Source organism: Marmoricola sp. URHB0036 (genome assembly GCF_000426045.1).
Lineage (GTDB): Bacteria > Actinomycetota > Actinomycetes > Propionibacteriales > Nocardioidaceae > Marmoricola.
The window spans coordinates 106,699-126,200 of the sequence record NZ_AUEP01000004.1 but is presented as its reverse complement, the minus strand read 5'-3'; the positions used below and the strand labels follow the sequence as shown (position 1 = coordinate 126,200).

The following is a 19,502-nucleotide window of genomic DNA, read 5'->3' as shown; positions in this document are numbered from 1 at the left end:
TCAGTCTGCTGGTTGCTGAGTGGGGTGCTGCTCGGCGACCTGGCGGCGTACGTCGTCCATGTCGAGGTCGCGGACCGCCGTGATCAGCTGGTCGAGGGCAGCGGGAGGCAGGGCACCCGGCTGGGAGAAGACCAGGATCTGGTCGCGGAAGACCATCAGCGTGGGGATCGAGGTCACCTGTGCGGCGCTGGAGAGCTGGTGCTGCTCCTCGGTGTTGACCGACCCGAACGTCAGGTCGGGGTTGGCCTCGGACGCCGCCTCGTAGGTCGGCGCGAAGGCGCGACACGGTCCGCACCAGCTGGCCCAGAAGTCGACGAACAGGATCTCGTTGTCCTGCACGCTCGCGTCGAAGTTCTCGGCCGTCAGCTCGATCGTCGGCATGAGTCGAGGCTAGGCGTTAACGTGGGTGCAGACCAGTTGAACGCTCACTCTCATGCCCACCACCTCGACGCCTCCCGAACCCGTCAGCGTTGTCGCGATCGACGACAGCGAGGACCTGCTGTTCCTCGTCCAGGGTGCCCTCGAGCGCAGTGGGCAGTTCCACGTCGTGGGCACTGCCGCTGACGGCGAGCAGGGAGTGGCCGCGGTCCGGGCCGCCCAGCCCGACCTCGTGCTGCTCGACATCCTGATGCCGGTCATGGACGGGTTGTCCGCGCTCCCGCTGATCCGTCAGGAGTGTCCGGACGCGATCGTGGTGATGCTCTCCGCGCTCGGCGACGCGACCGGCATGCCGCAGAAGGCGATGTCGTTGGGAGCCAACGGCTACATCCACAAGGACGGTCGCATCCAGGCCCTGCCGGAGCAGCTGCGCGTCATCATCGGCGGGGCGATGGCCGAACGAGCAGCACGCAAGGCCCGCGAAGCCGGTCGGCAGGCGCCCGAACACTAGGCGGAGACCGGCACCTCGGTGCGCGCGGGAGCCACCTCGAGCAGCTCCTCCAGCAGCTTCTGGTCGCCCTCGACGGACACGAGGTCGAAGCACCTGTCCACGAACAGCGCGTAGATGCCGTCGGGGTCACCGGCCACGCGTACGTCGGCATCCTCGATCGGTCCGTCCACGACCTCCCCGTCGACGAGCGAGGCGATCTCGTCGCCGGCCCGGAACTCGAAGCGGCCGGGGGGCGCGAGGCGCGCGATCACGACGTCCATCGCGTTCGCCAGCCAGCCCTCGAACAGCTCGCCCTCCTCGGCCGGCGGGCCCAGGGAGCGGGCACCCCACAGGGCCAGCTCACGCATGGCCGGGCGCAGCTCGCGGCCGTAGTCGGTCAGCTCGTAGACCTTCGAGGCTGCCGGGGGCGGGAGGGTGCGGCGGACGAGGATGCCGTGGCCCTCGAGGTCGCGCAGTCGCGTGGCCAGGATGTTGGTGCCGATGCCGGGGAGGCGCTCGACGAGGTCGGTGTAGCGCTTGGGCCCGTGCATCAGGTCGCGGATCACCAGCAGGGTCCAGCGATCGCCGACCAGGTCGAGGGCATGAGCCATCGGACAGTACTGCTCGTAGCGCTTCGCCATGCCGGAAGAATACCACTCGGTTCTGAATCTGCACTAAGTGCTTGCAAAATTAAAGTAGACGCTGTTACGGTCGAAAACATGACTTCACAAAAGCAAGCAACTGAAGCGGTGTCCTCGAACCGCGGCAAGTGGCTGGCCCTCGCGCTGTTGTGCGTCGTCCAGTTCATGGTCGTCCTCGACATCGCGATCGTGAATGTCGCTCTGCCCTCCATCAAGAGCGACCTCGGCTTCTCGCAGGCCGACCTGCAATGGGTGATCAGCGCCTACGCCCTCGTCTTCGGCGGCTTCCTGCTGCTCGGTGGGCGGGCCGCCGACATGCTGGGCCGACGCCGGCTCTTCCTCGTCGGCGTCGTCGTCTTCACCGTGGCCTCGCTGCTGGCCGGCCTCGCCTGGTCCGAGGCCTCGCTGATCAGTGCCCGGGTGCTCCAGGGCCTCGGCGCGGCGATCATCACCCCCGCTGCCCTGTCGATCCTGTCCACGACGTTCACCGAGGGTCGCGAGCGCAACATCGCCCTCGGCGCCTGGGGTGCCGTCGGCGGGTTCGGAGCCGTGGCCGGCGTTCTCCTCGGCGGGGTGCTCACCGACGCCCTCAGCTGGGAGTGGATCTTCTTCGTCAACGTGCCGGTCGGCATGGTCGGGTTCGTGCTCGCACCGTTCCTGCTCAAGGAGAGTCGTGACGCCGCGACGGAGAAGTTCGACCTCCCCGGCGCCGTCCTGGTCACCGCTGGCCTCTCCTCGCTGGTCTACGCGATCACGCAGGCCGGACGGCACGGCTGGCTCTCGGTCGAGACGCTCGGCGTGATCGCGGCCTCGGTGGTGCTGCTCCTCGCCTTCGTCGGCTGGGAGCTGCGGCACGACGAGCCGCTGATGCGCTTCGGCATCCTGCGGACGCGCACGGTGAGCGGCGCCAACGTCGCCGGATTCATCATGGGTACGGCGCTGTTCTCGATGTTCCTGATGCTGACGCTCTACATGCAGCAGGTGCTCGGCTACTCCCCGATGAAGACGGGCGTCGCCTACCTCGCGGTCGCCGGCACGGCCATCGTGTGGTCCGCGGTCGCCGGCCAGCTCGTCACCCGTGTCGGCGTCAAGCCGGTGCTGGTGGTCGGGATGGCGATGCTGACCGCAGGTCTCCTGTACTTCACGCAGGTCTCGGTCGACGGCAGCTACGTCGCCGACCTGCTGCCCGGCTTCCTGATCATCGGCGTCGGCATCGGGTTCTCCTTCGTGCCGATCTCGATCGCGGCGCTCGCCGGCATCCAGCCGGCCGAGGCCGGGTTGGCCTCGGGCCTGATCAACACCTCGCAGCAGATCGGCGGCGCGCTCGGGATCGCGGCGCTCTCCACCATCGCCACGTCGCAGACCAAGGACTCGGTCGTCACCGGAGTGGCCCTGCCCTCGGCGTTGGTCGACGGGTTCAGCTCGGCGTTCCTGGTCGGCGCGATCTTCGCGGCCTTCGGGCTGGTCGCCGCGTTGACGCTGGTCCGTCGCGACGAGCTGGACGGCGAGCCCGTCCCCACGCTCGTCGAGGAGCCGATCCTCGCGGCCTGACCGGTCCCGTCGTACGCCCGCGCCCCAACCGGCGCGGGCGTACGCGTGTCCTCACCGACCCAGCGACGCATGCCGGTGGAGGTGCAGCTGGGTCGCGGCCGCGATGATCGCGGCCCCCGTCATGTCCAGCGCGGGCTCGTCGGTCTGCCAGGAGCGGACGTCGTCGACGTACCGGCTGCCGCGTGCGTCGAAGCGGGGCAGTGTCGAGGCACCAGCGGAGCAGTGCACCATGCCGTCCTGGAAGTCGCCGAGGCCGTCCTCGAAGTTGTCGGCGCCGTTGGGACCGTTGACCACGGCGCCGACGTCCAACGGCGCGGTCCCGTCCTGGCTGCCCGACAGGTTCGCGACCTGGTGCTGCATGCAGCGCGGGAAGCGCGTGCCGACCCCGACCATGGCGCCGACCCCCCAGGGGTTGCCGCCGAGGAGCCAGGTGCGCTGCGAGGTCGCGAACGACTGGTACCGCCGGGTGTGCGTGAGCTGGTCGTAGAGCCCGACGCTCGCGATCAGGCCGAACGTGTGGGAGTTGACGTCGAAGTCGTCGTACGCGACGCCGGCAGCGAACGGGTCATCGGCCGCGTGCCGCACGCCGCGGCGGATCTGGGCGCCGAGGTCGTGCACCAGGTCGGCCCGGGTGACGGCGAGGTGCCGCCGGTGCCCCATGGCCTGCGCCAGCGCGGTGTGCGCGAGCGCGCTGGTGTCGTAGAGGTTGAGCGTGTCGCCCGCCTCCCGCGCGAGGTAGGCGTGCGCCCAGTGCGCCGCCTTGGCAACGAAGCCGGCGCTACGCAGGTGCAGGCCCTGCCTGGCCAGCGCGATCTCGGCCGCACCGAGCTCCATGTCGTCACGCCAGGTGTCCTCGGGATAGAAGTCGTGCGGCAGCGCCGTGACGAGCGGACGGGGCGGACTCGCGGTGTCGGCGCGGGAGTAGAGCAGGGTCGCCTGGTGCAGCTCGGCCAGGGCTCGCGAGCGGTGCGTGCGTGCGTCGAGCTGGGCGGCGAGGGCGTACGACGCGGCGACCCGGCCCACCAGGTTCGGGCTGATCGGCTGGCCGGCCGGGGCAGCGTCGAACACCGGCCGGTGGGACACGTAGCGGTCCTCCACTGCCGTGTCATGGTCGTCGGCCTCCGGCAACCGCCAGCCGTCGTGGTCGCCGAGGAAGGTTCCCTGCTCGTTCCCGGAGCCGATGCCGACCTGGATGTGCAGCGTGCGGGTCGTCGGGTCCCACATCTTGGAGAGCCAGGCCAGCCCGTGGCGCGCCTCGGCCACCAGCGCCCGGGGGGCACGCCGCCCGAGCTGGCGGGCGCTGGTGAACAGCAGCACGTCGTTGTAGGCCGAGGAGTGGGTGAACTTCAGGTAGTCACCCGCGTCGAACCAGCCGCCCGCCACGTCGACGGGACCGCCCGTCCTGGTCAGGTCGGCGTCGAGGATCAGGTCGCCGCCCGGCTCCATCCGCGGCCACCTGTAGACGTAGGCACGGTGGTCGAGCAGGTGGGACGGCTTGCGGTGCAACGCTCCGGGGACGACCTGCTGGCCGTCGCGCTGCACCTGGTCGAAGAGCACGCCGTCGCGCAGCCAGGTGCCGAACAGCCCACCGGGGGACAGCACGCGGAACCACGGTGATGCGGTCTGCACGGCGCCGGCCACCACGATCCGGTAGCGCCCGGGCGTCCTCAGCCGGTCGAAGCCGAGCCGGTAGACCGCGGGGTAGTGGGCGTTCCACCGTGCGACGGACCGGGTCGGCACGGTGCCGCGGAGCCGGGTGCGGCCCTGGGCGTCCACGACACGGAACCGTTCTCCGTCGACGGGTCGGGTGGTCATCAGTCGGGCCAGCTTGGTCTCACCCGGCAGGTAGCCCTGCTGGTTGATCCGGACCACTCCCGACACCGGGCCTGCGGTCGACGCGGCGTACGACGAGAGGGCAGTGGACCACATGAGAGAACCACTCGTGAGGACGACGCCGGCGACGAGCAGTGGCAGACGTGCCATCGGGCACCCCCATTCGTTAGGAAACCTTCCTAATGAATATTCCTCACGTCAACAGCCGAGCGCAAGAGGGTGGTCCCGGCACAATCGTGGCGATGCGATGACTTCGCCGCCCCGCAGGGGTCGATACGGCGAACCCGATCGCGAACTCCAAGGAGCACACCATGAGCGCACTGGCTCGCAAGATGTTCGACCTCGTCGAGCCGATCGGCGCCATTCCGTACTCGGCCGACGAACCCAACGAGACGATGTTCGCCCTGGGGTTCACCAACTACTGGGACACCTACTTCGCCGGCCGGGCCGCCCCGCTCGGCAGCTCGGCGCCTGCCGAGGTCGTGCATGCGCTCTTCTACAACTTCGCCCCTGGTGAGGTGGCCAGGCACATCCCCAAGGTCTGGAGCACCACCACGCCGGAGGCGGCCATCGCCGCCCGTCAGGAGGGGTGCGTCACCGCGCTGCGCCGGATCCTCGGCGACCTCGTCGACACGCCTGACTTCACCCGGGCCGTCGAGCTGCTCACCCGGGCAGCGACGAGTGCCCCGCTCGAGGGCCGCCCCATGTACGCCGCGCTGCGGGCGCTCCCGCTGCCGGAGGAGCCGGTGGCCCGCCTTTTCCACGCCGCCTCGCTGCTGCGCGAGCACCGCGGCGACGGGCACATCGCCGCCCTGATGGTCGAGGGCATCGGGGGACTCCAGGCCCATGTGCTGCTCGCCCTCGACCTCGGGATGCCGGCGACCGCGTTCGGTCGGATCCACCACCTTCCGCCCGCCCTGCTGGCCGACCTGATCGACGGGATGAAGGATCGGAGGCTGGTCGAGGACGAGTCGACGTTCACCCCTGCCGGTCGGCAGACCAATGTGCGGGTCGAGGCGCTGACCGACGAGCTCGCCGTCGCGCCGTACGAGATCCTCGAGCCGGGCGAGGTCGACGAGCTCATCACTGCCCTCGAACCCCTTGCGCAGAGGCTGCTTGCTGCGCAGGACTGAGGCCGAACGGCCCAAACCAGTTGCGGGGGCACCCTGACGCTGACTCAATGGCCAGGTGGCCGAGCTGCGGGGTGCGTACGACGAGCGGTTCGCGGCGGTGGCAGAGGCGCTGCGCGACGCGCTCGACGCGGGCGATGCGGGTGGGTCTGCGGCAGTCTTCGTCGGCGGCGAGCCGGTGGTCGACGTGTGGGGCGGACAGGCGGACGCGCGCAACAACGGGAGCTGGGAGCGCGACACGATCGTCAACGTCTTCTCGGTGACCAAGACGATGACCGCACTGTGCGCGCTGATCCTCGTGGACCGCGGGCTGTTGGACCCTGATGCCCCGGTGGCCGGGTACTGGCCGGAGTTCGCTGTCGAAGGCAAGTCGGGGGTGCTCGTCCGGCACGTGCTGGCACACACCGCGGGACTGCCCGACTGGGAGGCCCCGGTGGCTGACCTCTACGACTGGACCACCGCGACCGGGCTGCTCGCGGCCAGTGCTCCGCAGTGGGAGCCGGGCACCGCGGTCGGCTACCACTCGCTCACCCAGGGATTTCTGGTCGGCGAGCTGGTACGCCGGATCACCGACCGCAGCATCGGCGAGTTCTTCGCCGCCGAGGTCGCGGCGCCACTCGGCGCGGACTTCTGGATCGGGCTGCCGGCCGAGCACGACCACCGCGTTGCCGCGACGGTTCCACCCACGGGTCGCGACGAGGACTACGTCGCTGGTTCGTCGGTCCCGGGAGCTCCGGCCACCAAGGCGACCCCGATGTCGGTCCGCGCCGCCAACAGCACCGACTGGCGACGCTCCGAGATCCCCGCCGCGAGTGGTTTCGGCAACGCGCGCTCGGTCGCCCTCGTGCAGTCGGTGATGGCGTGCGGCGGGACGGTCGGCGGCATACGGCTGCTGGGCCCGGAGACCTGCGAGCTGGCCTGGGCCGAGCAGTTCTCCGGCGAGGACCGGGTCCTCGGGATGTCGGTCAGCTGGGGGTTGGGCTACGGCCGGCTCGGCGGTGTCTACGGCTGGGGAGGCTGGGGCGGTGCGTTGGTGATGATCGACCCGACCCAGCAGCTGGTCGTCGCCTACGCGACCAACCAGATGCGCGAACCGGCGGAGGACGACCGCGGGATGCAGATCGCGATGGCGGCGCTGGGCGCTGTGTAGCGACCAGACCTAGGAGTGGTGATGATCCCTGCTGAGCTCGAGCCCTTCGTGCAGCGGTCCGACGCTGCACGACTCGTCTTCGCTCTCAGTGTCGGGGCGTTCATCGCCGGTGAGCTCTTCCAGGCGCTGCGCGTACGTCGTGGCGGGTCGCGGACCGACCTGGTCGCTGAGGCACTGTTCCGCGCCGTGTTCTTCGCCGGGATCCTGTTCATCCCCATCGGTCGTGCCATTGCACCGAACGCCACGATCCCGGGCGGTGTCCTGGTCTTCTCGATCGGTGTGCTGGTCGGCTGGTTGGGCCTGCTCCTGCGTTGGTGGTCCTTCGTGACCCTGGGGAAGTACTTCACCGTCGTACTCCGGACGACCGAGGACCAGCCGGTCGTCGACAGCGGACCGTACCGAGTCCTGCGACACCCGAGCTACACGGGCCTGCTGCTCGCACTCCTCGGGTGCGGCCTGGTCTACGAGAACTGGTTGAGCGCCGCAGGTTCGTTGTTGATCGTGCTGACGGCGCTCGTCCTCCGGATCAGGGTCGAGGAGCGTGCGCTCACCGCCGCCCTCGGAGACCGCTACCGCGACTTCTGTGCCGGCCGAGCTCGGCTGGTCCCGTTCCTCTGGTGACGGCGTGGCGGGGGTCGTGGATCCGGCGGTGGCGTCCTCCTTTCGGCGGACCCGTCATCCGACGATCGGCGTCACGAAGACCACTCACGGGCGATGCGGTGCCGGTGTGTCCGGCTGTTGCCTTGAGCCATGAACCACATGGATCCCGACGCCGCTGCCACTCGCAACGTGGTGCTCTACGAGCTGATGTCGCTCGACGGGTACGCAGACGACCCTGGGGAAGGGGAGTGGTTCGGGGATGCGGACGAACGGCTCATGGACTTTCTCGGCGAGGTCATCGACACCCAGGACGCCGTGCTGCTCGGGCGGCGTACGTATGAGAAGTGGGTCGGTCACTGGCCGTCGTCAGACATGCAGCCCTTCGCGGACTTCATCAACTCCACGACGAAGTACCTGTTCTCGGCCACGCCGCCGACGTCCGCCTGGTCGAACACCCTGCACGTCGACGTAGCGGCAGCGGCGTACGTCTCCGACCTCAAGCGACAGGCGGGGGGCGACATCGGGATCCACGGCAGCCTCACTCTGGCGCGCAGCCTCCTGGCCGACGGGCTGGTCGATCAGCTGCGCCTCGTCGTCGCCCCGAGCCTGGCTGGGCGGGGCAACCGCCTCTTCGGTGAGGACATGGACCTCCAGCGCTTCGAGCTCCTCGATGCACAACGCTCTGGCGGCTGCCTGCTGCTGCACTACCGCGCACGTCACTGACCCAGGTCCGCATGCGGACGCTCCACGCGACTCGGAGTCGGTCAGCCCGTCGACAGTGACGACGCCCGGGCAACGAGCTCGGGCTTGAACACCACCTGCTGGTGGAGGTGCTGCTCGTCCGCCGTCTCGGCGAGCAGCAGCTGAGCGGCGGTGCGGCCGAGCTCCTCGCGGGGCTGCCGGACCGAGGTGAGCGGCACTGCTGCGGCCGAGGCGAACTCGATGTCGTCGTACCCCACGATGGCGAGGTCGCCGGGCACCCGCCAGCCTGTGCCGATGGCCGCCTGGAGAAGGCCCAGGGCCGTGATGTCGTTGGCGCAGAACGCCGCGGTCGGACGTCGCGCGGCGGAGAGGCCGGCGAGTCGCTCGCCGGCGCCCCGACCCTCAGCGACGGTGAGGGCGGCCGTGGGCAGCTCGACCAGGTCCTCGGGTGGAAGTCCGGCTTCGCTCCAGGCGCGCTGGGCGCCGGCGTAGCGGTCCCTGACCTGTCCAAGCGACTTCGGCCCGCCGATGAAGGCCACCCGTGTGTGGCCCTGGTCGACAAGGTGCTCGATGGCCAGACGCCCGCCGAGCACGTCGTCGACCGCCACCGAGCAGAACCGGTCGTCGTCGCGGGTGCGGTCGACGATCACCAGCGGCACCCCGCGCTCGGCGACGGAGTCGATCCACGGAGCCTGCGGGTCTGTGGGCGTGAGCAGGATGCCCAGCACCCGTTGCTCCATCAGCTGCGCGAGGTGGGCCTGCTCGCGGACCGCACGGTTGTTGCTGTTGCAGATGACGACCGACATGTCTGCGCCCTCGGCCGCCAGCTCGATGCCCTGGGCGACGTCGGTGAAGAACGGGTTGGTGGCATCGAGCATCACGTAGGCCAGCGTGCGGCTGGTACCCATCCGGAGCTGACGGGCGAACTCGTTCCGCACGAAACCGAGATCAGCCATGGCCCGCTCGACCCGCTCGCGGGTCGCGGCGCTGACCACGGCGGGTCGGTTCAGCACGTTGGAGACCGTGCCGAGGGACACCCCTGCGGCGGCCGCGACGTCCTTGACCGAGGGGGAGCGGCCCGATCCGGAGGAGGCCGTGACCATCGCTCACCTTCCGGTCGTGGCGGCCCGGACCGGGCTCGCCTTGAAACGTCGCAAATGCTAGCGGGTCAGCCTACCGATCGACGGTTTCCGTGTGGATTGGGTAACGGTCCTTGACACCTGTGACGGCGGTCACCTACCGTCACACCCAGATTTTGAAACCTTTCAATCAACGGATGGACCCTTCCGAATGACCGAGAACCCGACGCGTCCCGCCTCGCTGGAGCTGCGCGGTGTGGTCAAGTCGTTCGGCGCTGTCCAGGCGCTCCGCTCGGGGTCGCTGCGAGTCGAGCCGGGCTCCATCCACGCGCTGGTGGGCGAGAACGGTGCCGGCAAGTCGACACTGGTCAAGGTGGTGGCGGGGGTCTACCGGCGCGACGGCGGCGAGTTCCTGCTCGACGGCAGCAGCGTGGACTTCTCCTCGACCGCCGAGTCCAAGGCAGCCGGCGTCGCGGTGATCTACCAGGAGCCGACGCTGTTCCCCGACCTGTCGGTCACCGAGAACATCTTCATGGGCCGCCAGATCCTCGGCTCCGGGCGGCGGATCAACCGCTCTGCGATGTACGCCGAGGCGGCCAGCCTGTTCGCTGGTCTGGGCGTGCACATCGACCCGCGGCGCCAGGCGCTGGGCCTGTCCATCGCCGACCAGCAGATCATCGAGATCGCCAAGGCCATCTCGCTCGACGCCCGTGTCCTGATCATGGACGAGCCGACCGCGGCGCTCAGCGGCGTCGAGGTCGAGCGGCTCTTCACCGTTGCGCGGCGGCTGCGTGACGAGGGCCGCGCGCTGGTGTTCATCTCGCACCGCTTCGACGAGGTCTTCGAGCTGTGCGACACGGTCACCGTGATGCGCGACGGTTCCTACGTCGACACCCTCCGGGTCGCGGACACCGACGTCGACAAGCTGGTCGCGCTGATGGTCGGCCGCGAGGTCGGCGACCTGTTCCCGAAGACCCCCGCCACCGTCGGCGGCCCCGTGCTGGAGGTGCGCAACCTCGGCTCCACCGGCGTCTTCCACGACGTGTCCTTCGACGTTCGCGCCGGCGAGATCGTCAGCCTCGCCGGTCTGGTCGGTGCCGGCCGCAGCGAGATCGCTCGCGCCGTGTTCGGGGTCGACGGCTACGACACCGGCTCGGTGCACCTGCTCGGCAAGGCGGTGCCACCTCGCAACCCACGGGCGGCGATCAGGGCCGGGATGGCGTTCATCCCCGAGGACCGCCGCAAGCAGGGACTCGTGATCGATGCGTCGGTCTCGCGCAACGTGGCGGGGGTGATCCGCGGCCGGTTGTCCCGGTTCGGCGTCCTCACCCAACGCGCGGAGAACGAGGCCTCGGCACCCTGGGCCTCCCGCCTCGAGGTGAAGACCAACGCGCTCGACATGAATGCCACCACGATGAGCGGCGGCAACCAGCAGAAGGTCGTCATCGCCAAGTGGCTCGCCACCGAGCCCCGACTCCTGGTCATCGACGAGCCCACCCGGGGCATCGACGTCGGCACCAAGGCCGAGGTGCACCGGTTGCTCTCCGAGCTCGCCGGCCAGGGGATGGCGATCCTGATGATCTCCTCCGAGCTGCCCGAGGTCCTCGGCATGGCCGACCGGATCCTCGTCGTCTCCGAGGGCCGCCTGACCGCCGACATCGACCGTGACGACGCCACCCCGGAGAACGTGATGCTCGCAGCCACCCGGACCAGGGAGGTGCGCGCATGATCGACACCGCCAAGCAGGACCAGCAGCCGGAGACCGAGCACGCCCACGCCGAGCTCGTCGCCCCCAGCGAGCTCTCCCCGGGCCGCCGCGCCTTCGAGACCGTGGTCCGGTCCCGTGAGGCCTCGATCCTCGCGGTGCTCCTCCTGATCATCGCCGTGGCGACGATCAAGAGCCCCAACTTCCTGTTCAGCGCCAACAGCTGGCGTGACCTGCTGCTCACACCGTCGGTGCTGCTGCTCCTCGCGGCCGGTCAGTGCGTCGTGATCATCACCCGCAACGTCGACCTCTCCGTCGGCTCGGTGCTGGGGCTGACGGCGTACCTCACCGGCCGGCTGTTCATCGACACCGGACTCCCCATCGTCGCGGTGATCCTGGTCGGCGTGCTGGCCGGGGCGGTTCTCGGCCTGGTCAACGGACTCCTGGTCGGCTTCGGCAAGGTGCCGGCTCTGGTGATCACCCTGGGCACGCTCTACATCTATCGGGGCATCGTGCTCAGCTGGGCGGGGAGCAACCGCATCAACCCCTCCGACATGCCTGACGCCTTCGGCAACCTCGGCACCAAGACGATCCTGACCATCCCGGTCCTCTTCATCCTCGCGATGCTGGTCGTGGTCGTGGTCGGCTACTACCTGTACACCGCCCGCGGTGGTCGTGAGCTCTACGCGATCGGCTCGGACCCCGACGCCGCGGTCCTCTACGGACTCAACGTGCGTCGCCGGGTGATCGCCGCATTCGTGCTCAGCGGCGCGCTGGCGGGTCTCGCCGGAGTTGTCTTCGCCGCCCGCTACGGCAGCGTCAGCTCCAGCGCGGGCTCCGGCATCGAGCTCCAGGCAGTCGCTGCTGTCGTGGTCGGTGGCGTCGCGATCTTCGGCGGCAGCGGCACCGTCTGGGGCGCCGCGATCGGCGCCATCCTGCTGGTCACCATCAACCGGGTGCTGCCGATCCTCGGCATCCCCGACTTCTGGCAGCAGGCCCTGGTCGGCGCGCTGATCCTCAGCGCGATCGCGCTGGACCGGCTGCTCAGCCTGCGACGCGAACGGCAACTGATCGAGGCGAGGGACTCATGAGCCGGACCTACCCCTTCCACGCGCAGCCCCTGTGGCGGCGGCTGCTGGTCTCCCGCGAGGCCGCCGTGATTGCGCTGCTCGTGCTCGTGCTGGTGTGGGCGATCAACTTCGTCTCGTTCTTCGCCACGCAGCTGACGATGACGTTCCTGTTCCTCGACATCGCTCCGATCCTGTTGATCGCGTTGCCGATGACCCTGATCATCGTGACGGGGGAGATCGACCTCTCCGTCGCCAGCGTCGTGGGACTCAGCAGCGTCACGCTGGGCACCCTCGTCGACCACGGCACCTCGGTGCCGGTCGCGGCGATCGCTGCACTCGTCGTCGGTCTGGCCTGTGGTGCGCTGAACGGCTTCCTCGTGGCGTACGTCGGGCTGCCGTCGCTCGCGGTCACCATCGGCACCCTCGCGCTCTTCCGCGGCATCGCGGTCGGTGTGCTCGGCACCAAGGCGGTCACCGACTTCCCGAACCGGTGGAGCGACCTGGCCCGGCAGACGGTCGGTGGCACCGGCATCCCGCTGATCGTGGTCGTCTTCGCCGTGCTCGCGGTCGTGTTCACCTGGCTGCTGCACTTCTCCTCGTTCGGTCGGGGTGTCTACGACATCGGCCTGAACATCGAGGCGGCGCACTTCACCGGCGTACCCGTCGCGCGCAGCAAGTTCGTGCTGTTCCTGTTCTCGGGCGTGGTCTCGGCGCTCGCCGGGATCTACTTCACGCTGCGCTTCACCAGCTCCCGCGGCGACAACGCCACCGGCCTCGAGCTCCAGGTGATCGCCGCGGTCCTCCTCGGCGGCGTCTCGATCTTCGGCGGCCGCGGCAAGGTCATCGGCGTGATCGCCGGGGTGCTCCTGATCGGGGTGCTGTCGAGTGCCCTGCGGTTGCAGGGCGTCACGGTCAACGTCATCAACATCATCATCGGGCTGCTGCTCGTCGCCTCGGTGATGTCCACCAGTGTCCTGGCGTGGGTCTCCGACGCCGCTGCCAGGCGCCACAACCGGGACCGGGCGGCCTCGTCCGATCCCCAGCTCACGCCAGCCGGCGTTGGAAACCAGAAGAGGTAGCACACATGTTGAGCAGCACGAAGAGGATCACCGGCGTCGCTGCCGTTGCCCTTTCGCTGGCGCTGGCCGTCAGCGGCTGTGGCAAGGGATCGGGCGACAGTAACGACAGCAGCAGCAGCGGGTCCAAGGCGCAGACGATCACGTTCATCCCGAAGAACCTCGGCAACCCCTACTTCGACAGCAGCGACGCGGCTGGCAAGAAGGCGGTCGGGGAGTTCGGCGGAACGTACTCCCAGGTCGGTCCGCAGGACGCCAGCCCGGACGCCCAGGCGCAGTACATCGACACCGAGGCGCAGAAGCACACCAATGCGATCGTGGTCTCCGCCAACGACCCCAAGGCACTCTGCGACTCGCTGAACCAGGCCAAGGACGCCGGCACCAAGGTCGTCACCTTCGACTCCGACACCGACCCGAGCTGCCGCGACATCTTCGTCAGTCCGTCCAACACCGAGGGCATCGGTAAGACCCAGGTGGACATGATCGCCGACCAGATCGGTGACGCAGGGGAGGTCGCGATCCTCTCGGCGAGCGCCAACGCGACCAACCAGAACGCGTGGATCGACGTGATGAAGAAGGAGCTCGCGAACCACCCGAAGATCAAGCTCGTCGAGACCGTCTACGGCGACGACGACGACCAGAAGTCCTTCGACAAGACCGCGGCGCTGTTGCAGAAGCACCCGAACCTGAAGGGCATCATCTCGCCCACCACGGTCGGCATCGCCGCTGCTGCCCGTTACCTGTCGACCTCGTCCTCCAAGGGCAAGGTCATGCTCACCGGCCTCGGCACGCCGAACCTGATGCGCAAGTACGTCAAGGACGGCACCGTCAAGGAGTTCGCGCTCTGGAACCCCGAGGACCTGGGCTACCTCGCGGCCTACGCCGCGCACGCCCTGGTCAGCGGCGACATCAAGGGCGACGAGGGTGACAAGTTCAAGGCTGGCAAGCTCGGTGACTTCACCGTCGGTGCGGACAAGGTGGTCGTGCTCGGAGACCCCTTCAAGTTCAACGCCAGCAACATCGACAAGTTCAACTACTGATCGCCTGAGGTCGGCGACAGTGCCGGTGACCATGCAACGGGTGTGCTTCCAGCTCCAGGTGAGGCCAGAGCGCCTCGAGGAGTACACCCGCCGCCACCGGGCCGTGTGGCCGGAGATGCTCCGTGCACTGTCGTCGACCGGCTGGCACAACTACTCGCTGTTCCTGCGTGAGGACGGCCTGCTGGTCGGATACTTCGAGACTCCCGATCTGCAGGCGGCCCTCGCCGGGATGGACGAGACGGACGTCAACGCCCGCTGGCAGGCGGAGATGGCTGAGTTCTTCGCCGACCTCGGCGAGGCACGCCCCGACACCGGCTTCACGCAGCTCGCGGAGATCTTCCACCTCGAGGACCAGCTAGACCCAGAAGGACAGGACTCATGACCAGCTTCACCGACATCACCGACCGGCTCGCCGAGCTCGCGATCGAGGTTCCGTCGTGGGCCTACGGCAACTCCGGCACCCGGTTCAAGGTGTTCGGCTCGGCCGGAACCCCCCGCAGTGTGGAGGAGAAGATCGCGGACGCCGCTCAGGTGCACACGTTCACCGGGCTGGCTCCGAGCGTGGCGCTGCACATCCCGTGGGACCTCGTCGACGACTACGGCAAGCTCGCGGCGTACGCCGAGGACCTCGGCGTCCGCCTCGGGACGATCAACTCCAACACCTTCCAGGACGACGACTACAAGCTCGGCAGCCTCGCTCATCACGACCGCGAGGTGCGGGCCAAGGCGATCCAGCACAACCTGGACTGCATCGAGATCATGAACCAGACGGGGTCGCGCGACCTGAAGATCTGGCTGGCCGACGGCACCAACTACCCCGGGCAAGGCGACATTCGGTCACGCCAGGACTGGCTGGCCGAGAGCCTGGCCGAGATCTACTCCCAGATCGGTGAGGGTCAGCGGCTGGTGCTGGAGTACAAGTTCTTCGAGCCGGCGTTCTACCACACCGACGTGCCGGACTGGGGTTCGTCGTACGCCCAGGTCAGCGCGCTGGGGGAGCGGGCCGTGGTCTGCCTCGACACCGGGCACCACGCGCCGGGCACCAACATCGAGTTCATCGTCGCGCAGCTGCTGCGGCTCGGGAAGCTCGGCTCGTTCGACTTCAACAGCCGGTTCTACGCTGACGACGACCTGATCGTCGGGGCGGCCGACCCCTTCCAGCTGTTCCGCATCATGGTCGAGGTGATCCGGGGCGGCGGCTTCGGCGCCGGATCCGACGTCGCGCTGATGCTCGATCAGTGCCACAACATCGAGGCGAAGATCCCCGGACAGATCCGCTCGGTGCTCAACGTGCAGGAGATGACCGCGCGGGCCCTGCTGCTGGACAAGGAGGCGCTCGCCGCCGCGCAGGCCGATGGCGATGTGCTGCTCGCCAACGAGATCTTCATGGACGCCTTCTACACCGACGTACGCCGTGACCTGGCCGCATGGCGCGAGGAGCGCGGGCTGCCGGCCGACCCGATGCGGGCCTATCTCGCGAGCGGGTACCAGGAACAGATCGAGGCCGACCGCGTGGGCGGGGCCCAGGCAGGATGGAACTGACGTGACCGACATCGCTGACCGACCTTTGAATGGGACCGTTGCCGCTCTGGTGGAGCGCTCCAACCGGCTCGGCGCGAACCCGAAGAACACCAACTACGCCGGCGGCAACACCTCCGCCAAGGGCGTCGAGACCGACCCCGTGACGAACGAGGACGTCGAGCTGGTCTGGGTCAAGGGTTCCGGAGGCGACCTCGGCACGCTGAAGCCCGCCGGCCTCGCGGCCCTGCGGCTCGACCGGCTGCGCGCGCTCGTGGACGTCTACCCGGGCGTGGAGCGCGAGGACGAGATGGTCGCCGCCTTCGACTACTGCCTGCACGGCAAGGGCGGTGCGGCGCCGTCGATCGACACAGCGATGCACGGACTCGTCGACTCGGCGCACGTCGACCACCTGCACCCCGACTCAGGCATCGCCATCGCAACCGCGGCTGACGGCGAGGAGCTGACCCGCAAGATCTTCGGTGACGCCGTCGTCTGGGTGCCGTGGCGGCGTCCCGGCTTCCAGCTCGGCCTCGACATCGCCGAGATCAAGGCGCAGAACCCACAGGCGATCGGGTGCATCCTCGGCGGCCACGGCATCACGGCGTGGGGCGGTACCAGCGAGGAGTGCGAGGCCAACTCGCTCAAGATCATCGACACCGCCGCGGAGTACATCGAGGCCAACAGCAAGGCAGAGCCCTTCGGTCCCGCCCTCGATGGGTACGCCGCCCTGCCGGCCGACGAACGTCGCGCCAAGGCGGCGGCCATCGCGCCGGCGGTGCGCGCCATCGCCTCGAAGGACCGGCCGATGGTCGGTCACTTCACCGACACCGACGCGGTGCTCGACTTCCTCTCCTCCGCGGAGCACCCGCGGCTTGCCGAGCTGGGCACCAGCTGCCCCGACCACTTCCTGCGCACCAAGGTCAAGCCGTTGGTGCTCGACCTGCCCGGCACCGCCTCCGCCGAGGAGATGGCGACGCGGCTCAAGGAGCTGCACGAGCCCTACCGCGAGGACTACCAGGCCTACTACGACCGCAACGCGACGCAGGACTCCCCGGCCATCCGTGGCGCCGACCCGCTGATCGTGCTCGTGCCTGGCGTCGGCATGTTCAGCTTCGGCAAGGACAAGCAGACCGCCCGTGTGGCCGGTGAGTTCTACGTCAACGCGATCAACGTGATGCGAGGCGCCGAGGGTGTCTCGACGTACGCACCCATCGACGAGGCGGAGAAGTTCCGCATCGAGTACTGGGCGCTGGAAGAGGCCAAGCTCCAGCGGATGCCGGCGCCGAAGCCCCTCGCCACGCGCATCGCGCTGGTCACCGGCGCGGCCAGTGGCATCGGCAAGGCCATCGCCGAGAAGCTCGCGGCCGAAGGTGCCTGCGTGGTGGTCGCCGACCTCGACCTGACCAAGGCGCAGGACGCGGCGTCCGCCATCGGCAACACGGATGTGGCCGTGGGCGTTCGGGTCGACGTCAGCGACGAAGACGCCGTGCACGCGATGGTCGACGCGGCCGTGCTCGCCTTCGGTGGGCTCGACCTCGTGGTCAACAACGCCGGGCTCAGCCTCTCCAAGCCGCTGCTCGAGACCACTGTGCAGGACTGGGACGTCCAGCACGACGTGATGGCCAAGGGATCGTTCCTCGTCTCGCGGGCGGCCGCCAAGGTGCTGATCGAGCAGGAGCTCGGCGGTGACATCGTCTACATCTCCTCGAAGAACTCGGTGTTCGCAGGGCCCAACAACATCGCCTACTCCGCGGTGAAGGCCGACCAGGCCCACCAGGTGCGGCTCCTCGCCGCCGAGCTCGGCGAGTACGGCATCAAGGTCAATGGCGTGAATCCCGACGGCGTCGTCCAGGGCTCCGGGATCTTCGCCGGCGGTTGGGGAGCGAAGCGCGCTGAGGTCTACGGCGTCGAGGAGAAGGACCTCGGCAAGTTCTACGCCCAGCGGACGCTGCTCAAGCGCGAGGTGCTGCCGGAGCACTGCGCCAACGCCGTCTTCGTGCTGTGCGGCCCGAACATGACCCACACCACCGGACTGCACGTGCCGGTGGACGCGGGCGTCGCGGCTGCCTTCCTGCGATGAAGCCTCGACTGCCGTGAGACGTTGCGTCGCCTTCGATCTCGGCGCCACCTCGGGACGCGTGATGGTGGCCGAGGTCGGAGCCGACGCGCTGCGCCTCGACGAGGTGCACCGGTTTCCCAACGGGGGCGTGCGTCACGAGGACGGCTCGTTGCGCTGGGACGTCGAGCGCATCCGTTCGGAGCTGCTGGTCGGGCTCCGAGTGGCGGCCGAGAGCGGTCCGGTCGACGGCATCGGTGTCGACTCGTGGGCCATCGACTATGGCCTCCTCGACGCCGACGGGAGGCTGCTCGGCGCGCCGTACTCCCACCGTGACGGGCGCACCGACGGCGTCCGGGAGAGGGTCGTGGCCGAGCTCGGCGAGTCGCTGCTGTACGACGTCACCGGGATCCAGCAGCTGCCGTTCAACACGCTCTACCAGCTCGTGGCCGCCAAGGACTCCGAGGAGTACGCCGACGCCACGACCCTTCTGCTGCTACCCGACCTCATCTCCTACTGGCTCACCGGTCGGCGTGTCGCCGAACGCACCAACGCCTCGACCACTCAGTTCCTCGACGCCACCACCCGCGAATGGGCGGTGCCGCTGCTCGAGCGTCTCGGGCTGCGCACGGACCTGCTGCCCGAGCTGGTCGATGCCGGCGAGACGGTCGGCACACTGCTGCCCGAGGTGGCCGCGCAGGTCGGCCTGCCGGAGGAGACGCCCGTGATCGCGGTGGGCTCGCACGACACGGCGTCCGCGGTGGTGGGTGTGCCGATGGGTGGGTCGGCGGCGGCGTACATCTCCTCGGGCACCTGGTCCCTCGTCGGCCTCGAGCTGCCGCAGCCGATCTTGACCGAGGAGGCACGGCGCGCGGACTTCACCAACGAGGCCGGCGTCGACGGCACCGTCCGGCTCCTGAAGAACGTGATGGGACTCTGGGTGCTCTCGGAGTGCGTGCGCGAGTGGCGTGCCGACCTGCCCGACCTGCTGGCCTGGGCCCACGCCGAGCCTGATCTCCGCAGTGTGGTGGACGTCGACGACCCGAGCCTGCTCCCACCGGGCGACATGCCAGCCCGGCTGCGTGCGCTGGCCGAGGCGGCGCGGGAGCCCGTGCCGTCCACGGAGGTGGGCATGGTCCGGATGGTGCTGGACAGCCTGGCGCTGGCCTATCGGCGCACGATCCGGAGTGCGTCTAGCATCGCGGGTGTGCGTCTCGAGGTCGTGCACGTCGTCGGAGGTGGCTCGCAGAACGAGCTGCTCTGCCAGCTCACGGCAGACGCGTGCGGCCTTCCGGTCGTCGCGGGACCAATCGAGGCGGCGGCCCTGGGCAACGTGCTCGTGCAGGCCCGGTCGCTCGGAGAACCACTGCCCGACCTGTCCTCCATGCGCGCGCTGGTGAGACGTACTCAGCGATTGCGCACCTACGAACCCCACAGCGTCTCGGGGGACTGGGACGCCGCAGAGAAACGGCTGGGCTGA

Annotated in this window: 18 protein-coding genes; 14 read left to right on the top strand and 4 right to left on the bottom strand. The window is 69.1% G+C overall.

The genetic code is table 11. The annotated features are described in order from the left end of the window. Complete coding sequence (locus H976_RS0103225; RefSeq protein ID WP_027860359.1) at positions 1–381, bottom strand: co-chaperone YbbN; 381 nt, start codon at positions 379–381, stop codon at positions 1–3. A 52-nt stretch (positions 382–433) separates the two neighbouring features. Here H976_RS0103225 and H976_RS24310 point away from each other — a divergent pair, with 52 nt between their 5' ends. Next, positions 434–889, top strand: a complete 456-nt coding sequence (locus tag H976_RS24310; RefSeq protein ID WP_051276115.1) for a response regulator transcription factor — start codon at positions 434–436, stop codon at positions 887–889. Here H976_RS24310 and H976_RS28450 read toward each other — a convergent pair. Further along, the gene (locus tag H976_RS28450; protein WP_051276113.1) at positions 886–1,509 is read right to left on the bottom strand and encodes a helix-turn-helix domain-containing protein; all 624 of its coding nucleotides are present in this window, start codon (positions 1,507–1,509) and stop codon (positions 886–888) included. The two genes, H976_RS24310 and H976_RS28450, sit on opposite strands and share 4 nt — an antisense overlap. Positions 1,510–1,587: 78 nt before the next feature. Here H976_RS28450 and H976_RS24300 point away from each other — a divergent pair, with 78 nt between their 5' ends. Continuing rightward, on the top strand, positions 1,588–3,060 hold the full coding sequence (locus H976_RS24300; protein ID WP_051276111.1) for a DHA2 family efflux MFS transporter permease subunit: 1,473 nt from the start codon (positions 1,588–1,590) through the stop codon (positions 3,058–3,060). 51 nt (positions 3,061–3,111) lie between these two features. Here the strand turns inward: H976_RS24300 and H976_RS24295 are convergent, their stop codons facing one another. After that, positions 3,112–5,043: a glycoside hydrolase family 9 protein gene (locus tag H976_RS24295; RefSeq protein WP_051276109.1), complete on the bottom strand. Its 1,932-nt coding sequence runs from the start codon at positions 5,041–5,043 to the stop codon at positions 3,112–3,114. 161 nt (positions 5,044–5,204) lie between these two features. Here H976_RS24295 and H976_RS0103200 point away from each other — a divergent pair, with 161 nt between their 5' ends. The 4 genes from H976_RS0103200 (at position 5,205) to H976_RS0103185 (ending at position 8,496) form a co-directional block, all read left to right on the top strand. Then, on the top strand, positions 5,205–6,026 hold the full coding sequence (locus tag H976_RS0103200; protein WP_027860358.1) for a hypothetical protein: 822 nt from the start codon (positions 5,205–5,207) through the stop codon (positions 6,024–6,026). 55 nt (positions 6,027–6,081) lie between these two features. Continuing rightward, complete coding sequence (locus H976_RS0103195) at positions 6,082–7,173, top strand: EstA family serine hydrolase (protein ID WP_027860357.1); 1,092 nt, start codon at positions 6,082–6,084, stop codon at positions 7,171–7,173. A gap of 21 nt (positions 7,174–7,194) precedes the next feature. After that, positions 7,195–7,794: an isoprenylcysteine carboxylmethyltransferase family protein gene (locus H976_RS0103190; RefSeq protein ID WP_036224470.1), complete on the top strand. Its 600-nt coding sequence runs from the start codon at positions 7,195–7,197 to the stop codon at positions 7,792–7,794. 129 nt (positions 7,795–7,923) lie between these two features. Beyond that, complete coding sequence (locus H976_RS0103185; protein ID WP_027860355.1) at positions 7,924–8,496, top strand: dihydrofolate reductase family protein; 573 nt, start codon at positions 7,924–7,926, stop codon at positions 8,494–8,496. A gap of 41 nt (positions 8,497–8,537) precedes the next feature. On the opposite strand, the gene H976_RS0103180 is transcribed toward H976_RS0103185, so the two are convergent. Further along, a complete protein-coding gene (locus tag H976_RS0103180) occupies positions 8,538–9,578 on the bottom strand; it encodes a LacI family DNA-binding transcriptional regulator (RefSeq protein ID WP_027860354.1) in 1,041 nt (346 codons plus the stop codon). A 187-nt stretch (positions 9,579–9,765) separates the two neighbouring features. Between H976_RS0103180 and H976_RS0103175 the strand changes: the two genes are divergently transcribed. From H976_RS0103175 to H976_RS0103140, 8 genes are read left to right on the top strand one after another with little or no spacing between them, the layout of a single operon-like run. After that, positions 9,766–11,283 (top strand): sugar ABC transporter ATP-binding protein, encoded by a 1,518-nt coding sequence (locus H976_RS0103175; protein ID WP_027860353.1) that lies wholly within the window; start codon positions 9,766–9,768, stop codon positions 11,281–11,283. Further along, entirely contained in the window at positions 11,280–12,350 is a 1,071-nt protein-coding gene (locus H976_RS24290) for an ABC transporter permease (RefSeq protein WP_081682628.1), read from the top strand. Before H976_RS0103175 ends, H976_RS24290 begins: the two co-directional genes overlap by 4 nt. Further along, the gene (locus H976_RS0103165) at positions 12,347–13,408 is read left to right on the top strand and encodes an ABC transporter permease (RefSeq protein WP_027860352.1); all 1,062 of its coding nucleotides are present in this window, start codon (positions 12,347–12,349) and stop codon (positions 13,406–13,408) included. The genes H976_RS24290 and H976_RS0103165 overlap by 4 nt, the downstream gene beginning before the upstream one ends. Positions 13,409–13,413: 5 nt before the next feature. After that, positions 13,414–14,445 carry a rhamnose ABC transporter substrate-binding protein gene (gene rhaS / locus H976_RS0103160; RefSeq protein WP_027860351.1) on the top strand — a complete coding sequence of 344 codons (1,032 nt, stop codon included), beginning with the start codon at positions 13,414–13,416 and terminating at the stop codon, positions 14,443–14,445. Positions 14,446–14,464: 19 nt separating this feature from the next. Further along, complete coding sequence (locus H976_RS0103155; protein WP_231388779.1) at positions 14,465–14,827, top strand: L-rhamnose mutarotase; 363 nt, start codon at positions 14,465–14,467, stop codon at positions 14,825–14,827. Beyond that, positions 14,824–15,987 (top strand): L-rhamnose isomerase, encoded by a 1,164-nt coding sequence (gene rhaI / locus H976_RS0103150; RefSeq protein ID WP_027860349.1) that lies wholly within the window; start codon positions 14,824–14,826, stop codon positions 15,985–15,987. The genes H976_RS0103155 and rhaI overlap by 4 nt, the downstream gene beginning before the upstream one ends. A 1-nt stretch (position 15,988) precedes the next feature. Continuing rightward, positions 15,989–18,046 carry a bifunctional aldolase/short-chain dehydrogenase gene (locus H976_RS0103145; RefSeq protein ID WP_231388778.1) on the top strand — a complete coding sequence of 686 codons (2,058 nt, stop codon included), beginning with the start codon at positions 15,989–15,991 and terminating at the stop codon, positions 18,044–18,046. A gap of 13 nt (positions 18,047–18,059) precedes the next feature. Continuing rightward, entirely contained in the window at positions 18,060–19,502 is a 1,443-nt protein-coding gene (locus H976_RS0103140) for a rhamnulokinase family protein (RefSeq protein WP_027860347.1), read from the top strand.